The following is a 13,429-nucleotide window of genomic DNA, read 5'->3' as shown; positions in this document are numbered from 1 at the left end:
ACGGTCGCAAATGGCGGACTCGCAAACGACGTACTGCGGCAGAATACTGAAACCGCGCCGACAGCGGCTGCTCAGGGCAGTCGGAACTCGATAGCCGCGCCCTGACCGAAGCCGACACACTCCGTCGCCAGGCCCAGCTCCGCATCGCGTCGGTTCATCTCGTGGACGAGTGTCACCGGAAGGCGCGCGCCGGAGGCCCCGAGCGGATGGCCGATGGCAATTGCGCCGCCGTTGACGTTGTAGATGTCGTCGTCGAAGCCGAGTTCGCGCTGGCAGTACAGACACTGGGAGGCGAAGGCTTCGTTGAGTTCCACGAGGTCGTAGTCGTCCGTTTCGCGGTCAGTTCGCTCGGTGAGCTTGCGGACGGCGGGCACTGGGCCGATACCCATCACAGTCGGGTCGACGCCGGCGACTTCGTGGGAGCCAATCTCCGCCAGGATGTCGAGTCCGCGGTCCTCAGCGAACTCGCGGGAGGTGACCATCAACCCCGCCGCGCCGTCGGAAACCTGCGAGGCGTTGCCGGGTGTGACTGACCCGTCCGACTTGAACACTGTCGGTAGCTGGGACAGCTTTTCCAGCGTGGTGTCGGGGCGGATACCCTCGTCCGCGTCGAGCTGACCGTCCTCGGTATCGATCGGGACGATTTCGTCGTCGAAGCGACCGGATTCCGTCGCGTCGGCGGCGCGCTGGTGACTCCGGAGCGCGTACTCGTCCTGTTCCTGCCGGGCAACCTCCATCTCGCTGGCGACCTTTTCCGCAGTCATTCCCATCTGGAGCTCGCCGATATTGTAGTGTTCAGCCAGTCGCGGGTGGACGTTGTGGGTGTTTTCGTCCATCTGCACGCGGGACATCGACTCCACGCCACCGGCGATGAGTACGTCGCGCTGGCCAGCCGCGATGGCATCGGCCGCCCGCATCAGCGCTTCGGCGGAGGACGCACACCAGCGGTTGATCGTCGATGCGGGGACGCTCTCGCCGAGATCCGACAACAGCGCGATAACCCGGGCCATGTTGTTGCCCTGTTCCCCTCGCTGCTGGGCGCACCCCCACAACAGGTCGTCGACCTCGTCGGACTCGACGCCGGTCGACGCGAGCAACTGGTTGATAAGCGGCACCGAGAGGTCTTCGCTCCGGACGCCGGCGAGTGCGCCGTCCTCCTTTCCTTGTGGCGTTCTGACTGCGTCCACGATGACAGGTGTGGGCATGGACAACGGAACGTCTCGACCTATGTTAAATCCTGACAAACTCTACACAGTGGGGGAACCGTTGTCTCCGACCGCTCCCCGCAACAGTCGGGCAGGGGGCTCACTCCTGTTCGAACCCCGGCGGCAGACCGGCGTGTCTGAGCCCTTCCTTCTCGTCGATACGGAACCGATAGACTGCGATGTCGCCGTCCTCGATAGCGTCCTCGAACAGCTCCGGCCGCCACGCCGTATCGAGCACGTCCGCGAGGTCGTCCCACTCGGACTCGGGAACGGCCTCGATACCGCCCTGTAACAGGACGCTCTCCCAGTGGAACATCGACTCGACTTTGTACACGAGCACGGCCGCATCCGCTGCCGCCTCGGTCAACTGTTGTTTGCGACTTGCCGATCCACCGATAAAGGTGAAATACAGCGAGCGGTCACCATCGTACCCGAACGACAGGGGAATCATGTACGGTCCGTTCTCAGTTGGCAGGCCCAGCACGCCGACCCGCTGGTTCGACAGAAACGCCGCGATGTTGCTGTCGTCCATGCGCGTGAGTCCGGCCGCTTCGAGAGTGTCTATTGTCATATGGGTGTAACTTCGGCCGAAACTTGTATAATTAATTCGGCTATTCTCCGCTACGGAGAACTGCCCGCTGGGCCGTCTCTGACCGGCGCTACTCCGCCTGTGTTGCACCGGGAGCGTGGCGCTTGATCCGCTCGATGGCGGCGACGGCCTTGTTGCGCTCGGCGTACCCCTCGCCGGAGTCGGCAATGATCTCGCCGTTGCGGTGGCGGAGCCGCCAGCGCCACTCCTCGCCCCTGTCCTCGTACACTTCGAACGCCGCGCTCCCGATTTCCAGCAGATCGGCGTCGGCGGCGTAGGACTGGACCCGCTCGATGGCGTCCATAGCTTTCGACCGATTTGCGTACCCCTCGCCGCTGTCGGCGACGAGTTCGCCGTTGTCGGCCCGCAGCCGCCAGCGCCACTCCTCGCCCTTGTCCTCGTACACCTCGAAACGGTCATCGACCGCGGAATCGGGTGCGAGTTCGCTGACCCGACGGGCCGCTCGCCGGGCGTTCGACCGGGAACTGTACCCCTCGCCGCTGTCGGCGAGGATGTTGCCGTTGCGGTGGAGCAAGCGCCAGCGGAACTCCCCGGCGGCGTCGGCGTACACTTCGTATGCTACGGGATCGATCTTGAGATACGCCGCACCGGGGACGTACGCACGGACGCTCTGCAGCGCCCGGCGGACGTTCGACTTCGAGGCGTACCCCTCGCCGCTGTCGGCGAGGATGTTGCCGTTGTCGTGGCGCAAGCGCCAGCGGAACTCCCCGGCCGAGTCCTCGAACAGCTCGAACGCGGCGTCGCTTTCGGGGGCCGGCACGACCGGCACGTCCTCGGCGGTGTCATCCTCAGTCGCGTCCTCGAAGAAGACCACGGCCCCGCCGGCGGCGTTGGACTGCACACTACGGAGCCCCTGCATCGCCTTCTGGCGCGAGGAATAGCCCTGAGCGCTATCGGCGATGACATTGGAGTTCCGGTGGCGGAGCCGCCAGCGGTACTTGCCCGCCGCGTCCTCGTACAGTTCGAACGTCGCCTTGCTGTCCATCGCAGCTGCGATAGTGGCGTGGGCCGCGGCGAGCTCCGCTTCGGTAGCCTCGGTTACGGTCGCCAGTTCCTCGCGGGCGTCCTCGCTGGTCGCCAGCTGCTCGGCCAGCGTGTCCCGCTCGCGGCTCGCCTGCTCGGCGACCTGTGACTGCTGTGTCGCTTCCCGCGAGGCTGTCTCGGCCTCCTGGGTGGCTTGCTCGCCCACTTCAGTCGCTTCCTGTGCCGTCCGCACGGCCTCGTCGTACGCCTCTTTCCGGCCGGTCAGCAGCGGGGAGACGACCGCACCGACCGCCATCAGGCCGAGGCCGACGATGTACAGCGTCACCGCCGGGTTCCCTTCGGGGCCGGCCCAGTTCGAGGGGTAGAACGTGGTGAACCACACCATCGCGACCAGTCCGACCACGGCCCCGAGGTATGTGAGTATCAGACCACGTCGTGTCAGCGGCAGTCTGATCGTCGGCCCGGCAAACAGCGAGATGAGACCGATCGCACCGAGGAGATAGCCGAACTGCCGCGGTGTACTCCGTGATGCTGTCAAGTAAAACAATAGTAAGCCGACGATACCGAGCACGATGCCGATGACGAACAGCCAGTACCCGTAGACCTCGTCGTCGGTCGTCGGCTCGCCGATGCGGTTCCGATACACCGAAATTAATGCGTTATCAGTTGCCACGCGAAAAATACACAGCCGTGGTATATTACCTTGGTGTCGGCCATCGGGGCTTCGAGTGACTTATACCGGTTGCGTGGTAACATCAGTGGGAATGAGCAATCCGGAACTGGATGTCGTTGAGTTTCTGCTGACGGCCACTATCTACAGCGAGCGGCGGGACCTCGAACCGGACGACCTGCCGGCTTCGTACCGGTCGGTCTTCTGGAGCGACGGCGAGATCGAACGGCCCCTGTCGATCACCAACACAACTGCGAGCGAGGCCACCGGCATCGAGCGGCCGTGGGCAGCCATCTCCGGTCTGATGTTCACCGACCGCGATGACTTCTCGGGGAGTATCTCCATGACGGACCGCGACCTCGCCGAGGAGTGGTTCCTCGAACGGGTCGACGCCGCGGATCTCGAAGACAACCCGGTCCTGGCGAAAGCCTTCGAGGACCAGGCCGAGGGCGCTGACTACGAGCGGGCCCGCGAACAGAACCGACCGTCGCGCGCCGACCGCGCGTTCATCGACGCAAAGCTGGAGGAGGCGTTCGACACCGACGACGAGGACGACGAGGAGATGCTCGACCTCGTGGACGTGCGCGCTCCCGAGGAGGTCGAGATGACACTGGCCGACCTGGTGTTGACCACCGATCAGGAAGACGAGATACAGAAGATCGTCAAGGCCATCGAACACCGCGACTACCTCGCTCGCATCGGCCTGCGGGAGATCGGGAAACTCCTCTTTGTCGGCCCGCCGGGGACCGGCAAGACCAGCGTCGCCCGCGCGCTCGCTCACGACCTCGACCTTCCGTTCGTTGAGGTGAAGCTCTCGATGATCACCAGCCAGTACCTCGGCGAGACGGCCAAGAACGTCGAGAAGGTGTTCGAGGTCGCAAAGCGGCTCTCGCCGTGTATCCTCTTCATGGACGAGTTCGACTTCGTCGCCAAGACGCGCTCCTCCGACGAACACGCCGCCATCAAGCGCGCTGTCAACACTCTTCTCAAGAGCATCGACGAGATTTCGCTTATTCAGGACGAGGTGTTGCTCATCGGCGCGACGAACCACCCCGACCAGCTCGACGCCGCCGCCTGGCGGCGCTTCGACGAGATCGTCAACTTCCCGAAGCCGGATAGCGGCATGCGCGCTGACATCCTTCGTATCGTCACCCAGCAGATGGAGATCGACGACTTCGACCCGGAGACACTGGCGGACCTCACCGAGGGCCTGACCGGCAGCGACCTCCGGCTCGTGCTCCGTGAGGCTGTCCTCAATGCTCTGACTGAGGAGCGGACCACGCTCACCCAGCAGGACCTTGAAGACGCTATCATCGACTTCGAGGAGCGGGACAACCTCAAGAACATGGACATGATGGACGGCGACGCCGACGCGTTGGTCGCCGGGAGCGGCGGCTTCTCCGGTGACGGCGGCAGTGATCACGACCACGATCACGACCACTGAGCGACGACTTACCCGCTTAGACACCTGTTCTGGCTGTCGGTATGAGCGATTTACTTATCAATGCAGGAACCATTCGGTAGCCATGGCTGACAACGACGTGTTCACCGAGACAGACGAGCCGGCCGAGTCGTGGGTTGACGTTCGGATGACTGATCCCGATGAAGGCGAGTGGGACGTAGACGTGGTTATCGCGGAAAAGCAGGTCGAGTACATCGACCTGCGCATCCGACCGGCGCTGCTCGAAGGGTTTCTCGACTGCCTGTTCGACGACCTCTCCGACGAGCGCGCCCAGTCCCTGCTGGCGGCGACGATGGAGCGACAGGGGATCGACCCGGCGAACCTGACCGATAGCCAGTAACGAAAGCGAGGGGCTTAGGCGGGTCCCCTTCTGAAGTGACAGTAATGGAGGTCACGCTGCTTGGGACCGGCGACACGACGGGGACGCCGACTGTCCAGTGCGACTGTGACACGTGCGAACGGGCGCGCGACCCCGACGAGGAACTCCGGGCCCGCGTCCGCGAGCGCGGCATCGACCCGACCGGGGGCGTCGAGCGGTCGCGCTTCTCCGTTGCCGTGTCGAACGACGACACTGGAGAGTCGCTGCTGATCGACCTGAGTCCGGACTTCCGTCACCAGTTCCTCCGCGAGTCGGTCCCGCTGCCGGACGCGGCGATCATCACGCACGTTCACTTCGACCACCTCGATGGCCTCGGCAACGCCTACCGTCTGTTCGACGAGCTGCCGGTCCACGCCGCCGACGAGACCGATCCGGTGACCGGTGAAAGTGTTGCACAGGGCGTCCGGAGCCGCTACGACTATCTCGATACGGTCTCGGTCCATGCACAGACGCCGTTCGAGCCGTTCATCGTCGCCGGCTTCGAGGTGACGCTCGTCCCGGTCACCCACCCGCCGCTGCTGTGCTACGGCCTGCGAATCGAGGAACCACAGACCGGCGCAGTGCTGTCGATTTCCGGGGACACCTGCTACGACGTGCCCGACCGCTCGAAATCCGTGCTGACCGGCGCTGACCTCGCACTCGTCGAGGGCATCATCCACGCGGAGGCCTGCGAATACCACCCGAAAGGCGGCACGCACCACGACGAGGACGGCGTGCCGCGGACCTTCGGCACGAAACACATGACCCTTCTCGGCGCGCGGGACTTCGCCAAAGACATTGCGGCCGACGACTACCGTATCGTCCACACTGGACACTACGTCCCCGCGGACAGGGCCTTCGCCGACGATATCGGACTCGACGGCGAGCGGTTCACGCTCTGACCCCGGATTCGGCTCCGCGAAACAGACCGTAGCTTATAGGACATGGCGGATAATGCCGTTGTATGGACAGGCGCGGAATCGCGGAGATTGGTGGGCTGTCGCTGGCTGGCGGCGTTCTCGCAATCGCCGTCCAGCAGGTCCTCGTGGGCGGTATCGACTGGGTGCTGGTGGTGGGACTGGTGGCCTGTGTCGGGATAGCGGCGGCAGCGAACTACCAGGCCAGAACGAAACATGCGGCGCAGGTCGCCACTGAAGCACCGGCGGTGACCGAAGACAACTACGAACAGCACGGCCGCCCGACCGCCGGTGACGGCGGCGTCCCGCCTGATGACACACGTTCAGGTGACGACGACCGGTAGGGGAACGGCTTCTCGCGGCTATCCGAACCGATCCAGTCCCGACTGGCGACGCTTGCGCCCGTCGGGGTCTGCCCGCCACGGTGTCCGCTCGGCCCGGAGCGAGTCGCCGTCGACGGCCGGTGGGTCGGCTGCCTCGTACCCGCCGCAGTCCGGACCGCAGTCGTCGCTCTCGCGGACAGCGCGGTCCTTCCACTGACAGTACGGAATCCCGTCACTGCCGGGTGAACAGCGCTCACACGCCGGGTAGTCGAAACTCCGCCACCCCTTGCCATAGGCCCGCTCGGCCAGTCGCCGGCGCGCGCGAGCCTTCTCCGAAGCGCTGACTATCCGCACGTCTGTCCGGACCGGTCGCTCCTCGATGAGTTCGACGCCGGCATCGTCTGTCGGCAGCGGTGTCGCCTCCCGACGGACGTCTATCGTTCCGCTGTCGGTGTCGAACCGCCAGATACCGACTTCATCTGGAATCCGGTTGAGATGCGCCCCGGTCACGTAGGAGGCCGTCGCCAGCACGACGCGGTCGGCGAGCCCGAGCGACACGTCGGTCCGCAACTGTGATTCTAGGTCGCCGGGGCGGTCCAGATCTGGCTTGTTCTCGATGGCGACGATGTCGCCGAACCAGTCTGGGTACCGCGTCGTCTGCCGGACGTATGTCCGGCCGCCACGACGCTCGCGCTCGAAGAAGCCCCGCTCGACGGCCAGCTCGACGGCGCGCTCGGCGCGGTCGGGATGGCAGTCGAAAGCGTCCTTCCAGTACCGGGCGCGGCCCGGCCCGACACTGCTTTCGATGGCCGCCGTCGGTAGTCGTTCGGGAGTGATGGCCGCCCGCTCGTCGAACTCGGGCCCCGGTTCGACAACGACGGTGTCGAGGACGCGCCGGCCGTGGACAGCGCCGCCGAGCTGACGGCTCACCAGGCGGCCCTCGCGCTCAAGATGGGCACACAGCGCCAGTTCGAAGTCGAACTCCCGCACGACCGGAGGCAGGGCTGGGACGGGCAAAAGCCCCGCGCCCGGTTACCGGGTAGCGACAAAGAAACAGGCCAGCGTCGCCAGTACGAGAACCGGACTCTGGGAGAGTATCGTCAGCAAGCCGAGGTAGACCGTCAGAACGCCGAGGAGGGACCGAACGGTCAGCGGTGGATACGTCGGCCGGTACAGTTCGGGGTCGGCGTAGGGTGCGGGTTGGTACATTACAGTGAAACGATGGTCCCGAACGCCGATAAGTATAATCTGAATGATATTTCTGTAACAGACGCGGACCGAGACTCTCCTGAAGACGATTTCGGTCAGTGGAAAACAGTTCGCCGCCGCAGTACCGATAGCCCGGCTCAGTGTCCGCAGTCCTGTCGCTCGAACTCGACCGGCTGGAGGTCGCCGTCCAGATAGGCGGTCAGTTCCGCTTCGGCCAGCGGAATCTGGACCGCGAGCCGCCACGGGTCGGTGGCTTCGACACTGGTGTACTGGTCGTCGACACACCAGGGCAGCGTCCAGTAAGGTCGACTCGACAGGTCGACGCCGTGGTCGTCGTAGAACGCCGCGACGCGGGAGTTATCGAGTAGCGTCAGCCCGACGGGCGAACAGAGTTCGTGACGACACTGTTTGCAGACGAACTCGGCGCGGACCGACACGTCGAGACAGCAGTCGCCATCACGAGAGATCTCAGTTCCCATTCGGCCGGCACAGTCGGGGCAGACGCCGTCGGCGGCCAGACAGTGGAGGTGTCGCACCCGCTCGGCGAAGGCCGTCGCGACTTCCGCCGGCGTCCGGTCGACCAGGCCGCCCGGCGGGAACGGGTACTCGCCGTGGGCCTTCCCACAGTCCTCGCAGTCGATGGCGAACTGCTCGTCGGCGTACTCTGCCAGTAGACCGCCGCCACACCGTGTGCAGGCGCCGGTCACCGGGAACGGGTCGATATCGGGCGTCCGCGTGAACGTTCCTGCCCGCACCGCGCGGATGACCTGCGATCCGGCGTACCGGAGGTCGTACCCGTCCGGCCCCTGGCTGACGAACTGGCCGGTGAGTTCCTGTAGGTGATAGTTGAACTGCCCGCTGTCGGCTAGTTCTACGGCGTCGAACAACTCCGAGAAGCGAACTGGTCGGTCATCTGCGCGCCACAGTGCCTCCAGAATGTCCAGGCGCGTCTCGCTCGCGATGACCGAGAACGCTGTCGCCGGATCGATGTCGGCATCCGTTTCGGGGGACTCCTCGACTCGCATCGTACATGAACCTGTCCCCGCATAAACAAAAGCGTTCACAGAAACACAGTTACGTAACAGTACCGACAAGAACTGGCCACGATCTACGCTTCAGGATTCCTGTCCCGCCACCGAGTAGGGTTCGACCGGTTCGTCACGGATGGTGGAATGACTGATTGATGACTCCAATGCTCTCAACGGCGATCCGGCGTAGCACCCGACTCGCACAGTCCGCTGCTCGCGGTCAGCGACGGGGCCGCGTCGCTATATCGGGGCCAATACCGAGCAATCCGGTGACGTTGCCGCGGTCAGCAGGGACCAAATCGGCGATTGAACCGCGGTCGGCGGGGCGCAAACAGTAGGTTTATCAGTTGCACGCGGCGAAACTCCACCAAGATTACTCTCGAAATGACATCGAACAAACAACCGGAGGTGAACATCGGACTCGTCGGGCACGTCGACCACGGAAAGACGACGCTCGTACAGGCGCTGTCCGGCGAATGGACCGACCAGCACTCCGAGGAGATGAAACGCGGTATCTCTATCCGACTCGGCTACGCCGACGCGACGTTCCGTCGCTGCCCGGAGGCCGAGGAGCCGGAGGCCTTTACCGTCGACGAGCACTGCGACGACCACGACGTCGACACCGACCACCTCCGGACGGTGTCGTTCGTGGACGCGCCCGGCCACGAGACGCTGATGGCCACCATGCTGTCCGGCGCGGCTATCATGGACGGGGCCGTCCTCGTCATCTCGGCGACCGAGCCTGTCCCGCAGGCCCAGACCGAGGAGCACCTGAGCGCGCTCGACATCATCGGCATCGACAACATCGTCATCGCCCAGAACAAGGTCGACCTCGTCGACGAGGAGCGGGCGATGCAGAACTACGAGCAGATTCAGGAGTTCGTCGAAGGCACCGTCGCCGAAGGCGCACCCGTTGTCCCCATCAGCGCGGGTCAGGAGGCCAACATCGATCTGCTCATCGAGGCCGTCCAGTCCGAGATTCCGACGCCGGAACGGGACCCCGACGAGGACGCCCGCATGATGGTCGCACGCTCGTTCGACATCAACCGTCCCGGCACGACCTGGGACGACCTGATGGGCGGCGTGCTCGGCGGCTCGCTCGTGGGTGGCCAACTCGACGTCGACGACGAGATCGAACTCCGCCCCGGCCGTGAGGTCGAGGAAGGCGGCAAGACGGAGTGGCAGCCCGTGACGACGACGGTCCGCTCGCTGCAGTCCGGCGGCGACTTCGTGGACACGGTCACGCCGGGCGGCCTGCTCGGCGTCGGGACCGGACTTGACCCCGCGATCACGAAAGGTGACGCGCTCGCCGGACAGGTCGCCGGGCCGCCCGGTAGCCTCCCGCCGGTCCACGAGACGTTCACGATGGACGTGGACCTGCTGGAACGCATCGTCGGCGACGACGGCGGCGAGGTTGACGAAATCTCCACCGGCGAACCGCTCATGCTGACTATCGGCACCGCCACCACGGTCGGTTCAGTCACGAGCGCGCGAGACGACGAATGTGAAGTCGCGCTCAAGCGCCCGGTCTGTGCGGCGTCGGGCTCGAAGATCGCCATCAACCGCCGTGTCGGCGCTCGGTGGCGGCTCATCGGTGTCGGCACGCTGCGGTGATGATCGTGCTGGATACGAACGCGCTGATGATGCCGGTCGAATGCAACGTACGCCTGTTCGAGGAACTCGACAGAGTGTTGCCGGACGCGACGGACTACGTCGCGCCTGCCGCCGTCCGCGACGAGCTGGCGAAACTGGCCGACGGCGCTGGCGCGGAAGCGACCGCCGCCTCCGTCGGGCAGGACCTGCTCGACCGGTGTACAGTTCGGCAGACGACGGCGGACTACGCGGACGACGCCGTCCTCGAACTGGCACAGGCAGACGAAGCGACACACGCGGTCACGAACGACAACCCCCTCAAACGACGCCTGCTGGACGCGGGCGTTCCAGTAATTAGTTTAAGGGGCCGGAACAAACTGGGTATCACTCAACCATAACACATGTATAAACGGGTACGCCTACGCGATACGGTCGAAGTCCCGCCACGCTTTCTGGCGGAGGTCAGTCCGGGGCTGGTCAAACGGCTCCTGCAAGAGAAGCTCGAAGGACGGATGGACGAGGACGTCGGCAGCGTCGTCTCCGTCATCGAGGTCCACGACATCGGTACCGGTGCCGTGCTGCCGAACAAGCCCGGCGTCTACTACGAGGCCGAGTTCGACGCCCTCACGTTCGACCCACAGATGCAGGAAGTGGTCGACGGGGAGGTCGTCGAGGTCGTCAACTTCGGGGCCTTCATCGGCATCGGGCCGGTCGACGGCCTGCTCCACGTCTCCCAGATATCCGATGAGTATCTGGCCTACGACGAGGAGAACCAGCAACTCGCCTCCCGCGAGTCCAACCGGACGCTCACCGTCGGTGACGCTGTCCGGGCGCGCATCGTCACCAAGAGCATCGACGAGCGCAATCCGCGCGACTCCAAGATCGGCCTGACAGCGAAACAGGTTGGCTTGGGCAAGCACGGCTGGCTCCAGGAAGAGCGCGAGCGCCGTGAAGGCACGGCGGAAGCCGGTGATAGCTGATGGCGGACCGACTCGTCTGTCGCGACTGTCACCGCGTCCAGAGCGCGGAGATCGAAAGCCAGTGTGAGGCCTGCGGCGGCACCGCACTGACCGAGGATTGGGCCGGCTACGTCGTCATCGCGCACCCGGAGCGCTCCGACATCGCCGAGGAGATGGAAGTGACCGAACCGGGCAAGTACGCGCTGAAAGTCCGCTAACGTGTCCGACGTCGTTCTCGAACTCCCGAGCGACCTGCGAACGGAACTGAAAGAGCCGCTCGGACGGATTTATACTGATACAGCGGCGCTGCTGGCCGACGCCGGTAACCCAATCATCGCTGTCGGTGATATGGTCACGTACCATCTCATCGAGGCCGGGCGGACGCCCGACCTCGCGCTAGTCGACGAACGGACCAAGCGCTCGGCCGTCGACGCGGACGTGGCAGCGGCGATCGATGGCTTCGACCGGACGCTCTCGGTCGACAACCCGGCCGCGACGCTCACCGCTGAACTGCTTGCTGCGCTTCGTGATGGTATCGATAGTGACGGGACGACACTTCTCGATGTCGACGGCGAGGAGGACCTCGCTACGCTCCCTGCAGTACTCGCCGCGCCCGCCGGGGCCAGCGTCGTCTACGGCCAACCGGACGAGGGGATGGTGCTGGCCGACTGCGACGACACAGCCCGGGACCGGGTCCGGTCGCTGCTGAAGCGGATGGACGGTGACGCCGAGCGAGCGATTGCACTCGTGTCGAACTAGCTGGAAAAACGCGGACTGATTTTATTCCGGCCGTGGGACGCTGAGGTTCTGCATTTCTGTCTTACAGCGGCCACAGGAGACCGTTGAGCGTTCGCTACAGAGGCGCTTCCCGCAGTCTGGGCATTCAAACAACTGTTCGTCGTCGTCGCATGGGGCAGGGTCTGACCACGTTGGCATGCTTGGGACTAATTAGCATTTGTCACGGCATAAACTTTGCTCATACCCAAATAAAAGACAACAGCTGTCCAGAGAAAGTGAACGTATGGTCACTCAAGAACGTGGACGTGCCTGACCAGCGAGCGGTGAACGCGTCGCTTGAAGTAGTCAGTGACGGCCCAGCCCGCGCCGGTCGCGGCCTCGCGCCAGTCGCGGTCGGCGACGAGGACGCACCGCCCTGCGACGCGGGCGGCTTCACCGAGCGCATCGGAAACGAGGGGTGCCAGTTCGCCCTCGATGCGGGACTGGCGGCCGTAGGGGGCGTCGAAGACGACGGCGTCGACGGCGTTGTCGGCAATCGGCAGTGTGGACGCGTCGGACCGGAACACCCCCCACTCGCCCGGTTCGGGATAGGCGTCCCTGTTGGGGTGGCCGTCGCCGTCGAGTGCGTAGCCCAGATTCTCGCGCGTCCCCGAGACCATCTTTTCCTGTGCGTCGCCGCCGACCACGTCGGCCCCGACCAGCCCCGCTTCCAGCAGGAGGCCGCCAGTGCCACACATCGGGTCCAGTATCGTCGCGTCCGGGCCGGCCCCGGCGATGTTGACCAGCGCCCGGGCTTCGAGCGGGTCCATGCTGCCGGGCTGGAAGAACGGACGGTCGGTCGGCTGGCGGCTGCCGAAGTCCCGCACGCTCTCGGCGTCAAGCCAGCCCAGCGCACAGCAAGCCTCACCGGTCCCGCCCTCCTCGTCGCCAGCCGGGTCCGAAAAGTAGGCGTAGAGGACCTGGTCCGGATCGTCGAGATCGACCGCGAAGCCACGTTCGGTGAGCACGCCGCCCAGCGTCCGCTCGGCCTGTTGGGTGTCGATACCGGTGCTCGCTCGCACGTCGACCGCACGCACGGCGACGCTTCCCTCGCGGTCGATGGGCGCGGCCGACAGCAACGCGGCGGCGCTTTCGATGTCCGGGTCCGAGGTTCCGAGCAGGTCACAGACCCGGTGGGTGAACGCGAGGTGGCGAACGCGGTCGCTGATGCCCCGTGCCGTCGCCAGTCCGGGGGCGAGCACGTCGACGGCGCTCGCTGCGCTTGCGGCCTCTCGCCGCGCGAACGCGTCGTCCTGCCCGCCGAGTTCGAGGACGTACACGCCCGAGCGGTGTGGGCGAGCGGCTATGAGCGTGCCGGTCGCGCCCGGGAACAA

17 protein-coding genes are annotated in these 13,429 nt (G+C 65.2%); 9 read left to right on the top strand and 8 right to left on the bottom strand.

What is annotated here, in order from left to right:
• Positions 1-71 precede the first annotated feature (71 nt).
• The 3 genes from C443_RS12095 to C443_RS12085 all read right to left on the bottom strand — a co-directional run bounded on the left by C443_RS12095 (position 72) and on the right by C443_RS12085 (position 3,445).
• Positions 72-1,205, bottom strand: coding sequence for a thiolase family protein (locus C443_RS12095; protein WP_005536674.1), 1,134 nt, complete (start codon positions 1,203-1,205; stop codon positions 72-74).
• Positions 1,206-1,305: 100 nt separating this feature from the next.
• Positions 1,306-1,776, bottom strand: a complete 471-nt coding sequence (locus tag C443_RS12090; RefSeq protein WP_005536672.1) for a pyridoxamine 5'-phosphate oxidase family protein — start codon at positions 1,774-1,776, stop codon at positions 1,306-1,308.
• Between the two features lie 88 nt (positions 1,777-1,864).
• Positions 1,865-3,445 carry a YegP family protein gene (locus tag C443_RS12085; protein ID WP_005536671.1) on the bottom strand — a complete coding sequence of 527 codons (1,581 nt, stop codon included), beginning with the start codon at positions 3,443-3,445 and terminating at the stop codon, positions 1,865-1,867.
• A gap of 118 nt (positions 3,446-3,563) precedes the next feature.
• Between C443_RS12085 and C443_RS12080 the strand changes: the two genes are divergently transcribed.
• The 4 genes from C443_RS12080 to C443_RS12065 all read left to right on the top strand — a co-directional run bounded on the left by C443_RS12080 (position 3,564) and on the right by C443_RS12065 (position 6,550).
• Positions 3,564-4,913 (top strand): ATP-binding protein, encoded by a 1,350-nt coding sequence (locus tag C443_RS12080; RefSeq protein ID WP_005536670.1) that lies wholly within the window; start codon positions 3,564-3,566, stop codon positions 4,911-4,913.
• An 82-nt stretch (positions 4,914-4,995) separates the two neighbouring features.
• On the top strand, positions 4,996-5,271 hold the full coding sequence (locus C443_RS12075) for a hypothetical protein (RefSeq protein ID WP_005536669.1): 276 nt from the start codon (positions 4,996-4,998) through the stop codon (positions 5,269-5,271).
• A 44-nt stretch (positions 5,272-5,315) separates the two neighbouring features.
• A complete protein-coding gene (locus C443_RS12070; RefSeq protein ID WP_005536667.1) occupies positions 5,316-6,191 on the top strand; it encodes an MBL fold metallo-hydrolase in 876 nt (291 codons plus the stop codon).
• Positions 6,192-6,253: 62 nt separating this feature from the next.
• Entirely contained in the window at positions 6,254-6,550 is a 297-nt protein-coding gene (locus C443_RS12065) for a hypothetical protein (RefSeq protein WP_005536666.1), read from the top strand.
• A gap of 18 nt (positions 6,551-6,568) precedes the next feature.
• Here C443_RS12065 and C443_RS12060 read toward each other — a convergent pair whose 3' ends face one another.
• From C443_RS12060 to C443_RS12055, 3 genes are all read right to left on the bottom strand, one after another.
• A complete protein-coding gene (locus C443_RS12060; RefSeq protein ID WP_005536665.1) occupies positions 6,569-7,519 on the bottom strand; it encodes a DUF5787 family protein in 951 nt (316 codons plus the stop codon).
• 42 nt (positions 7,520-7,561) lie between these two features.
• Positions 7,562-7,738, bottom strand: coding sequence for a hypothetical protein (locus C443_RS21730; protein WP_005536662.1), 177 nt, complete (start codon positions 7,736-7,738; stop codon positions 7,562-7,564).
• A gap of 137 nt (positions 7,739-7,875) precedes the next feature.
• Complete coding sequence (locus C443_RS12055) at positions 7,876-8,763, bottom strand: DUF7351 domain-containing protein (RefSeq protein WP_005536661.1); 888 nt, start codon at positions 8,761-8,763, stop codon at positions 7,876-7,878.
• Positions 8,764-9,150: 387 nt separating this feature from the next.
• On the opposite strand from C443_RS12055, the gene C443_RS12050 reads away from it, so the two are divergent.
• The 5 genes from C443_RS12050 to C443_RS12030 are packed head-to-tail and all read left to right on the top strand — an operon-like array spanning position 9,151 to position 12,077.
• Complete coding sequence (locus tag C443_RS12050) at positions 9,151-10,380, top strand: translation initiation factor IF-2 subunit gamma (protein ID WP_005536660.1); 1,230 nt, start codon at positions 9,151-9,153, stop codon at positions 10,378-10,380.
• Positions 10,380-10,757, top strand: coding sequence for a hypothetical protein (locus tag C443_RS12045; protein ID WP_005536659.1), 378 nt, complete (start codon positions 10,380-10,382; stop codon positions 10,755-10,757). Before C443_RS12050 ends, C443_RS12045 begins: the two co-directional genes overlap by 1 nt.
• A gap of 3 nt (positions 10,758-10,760) precedes the next feature.
• On the top strand, positions 10,761-11,339 hold the full coding sequence (locus C443_RS12040; protein ID WP_004516007.1) for a DNA-directed RNA polymerase: 579 nt from the start codon (positions 10,761-10,763) through the stop codon (positions 11,337-11,339).
• Complete coding sequence (spt4, locus tag C443_RS12035; protein ID WP_004960449.1) at positions 11,339-11,536, top strand: transcription elongation factor subunit Spt4; 198 nt, start codon at positions 11,339-11,341, stop codon at positions 11,534-11,536. The genes C443_RS12040 and spt4 overlap by 1 nt, the downstream gene beginning before the upstream one ends.
• A 1-nt stretch (position 11,537) precedes the next feature.
• Positions 11,538-12,077 carry a GTP-dependent dephospho-CoA kinase family protein gene (locus C443_RS12030; RefSeq protein ID WP_005536658.1) on the top strand — a complete coding sequence of 180 codons (540 nt, stop codon included), beginning with the start codon at positions 11,538-11,540 and terminating at the stop codon, positions 12,075-12,077.
• 21 nt (positions 12,078-12,098) lie between these two features.
• Here C443_RS12030 and C443_RS21210 read toward each other — a convergent pair whose 3' ends face one another.
• Together C443_RS21210 and C443_RS12025 are read right to left on the bottom strand one after the other, a co-directional pair.
• On the bottom strand, positions 12,099-12,254 hold the full coding sequence (locus C443_RS21210; RefSeq protein WP_152423038.1) for a rubrerythrin-like domain-containing protein: 156 nt from the start codon (positions 12,252-12,254) through the stop codon (positions 12,099-12,101).
• An 89-nt stretch (positions 12,255-12,343) separates the two neighbouring features.
• A complete protein-coding gene (locus C443_RS12025) occupies positions 12,344-13,375 on the bottom strand; it encodes an RNA methyltransferase (RefSeq protein WP_049944039.1) in 1,032 nt (343 codons plus the stop codon).
• Between the last annotated feature and the right edge of the window lie 54 nt (positions 13,376-13,429).

Source organism: Haloarcula argentinensis DSM 12282, assembly GCA_000336895.1.
Lineage (GTDB): Archaea > Halobacteriota > Halobacteria > Halobacteriales > Haloarculaceae > Haloarcula > Haloarcula argentinensis.
Note: the sequence above shows the minus strand (reverse complement) of the source record. Positions and strands in the feature narration are given on the sequence as shown.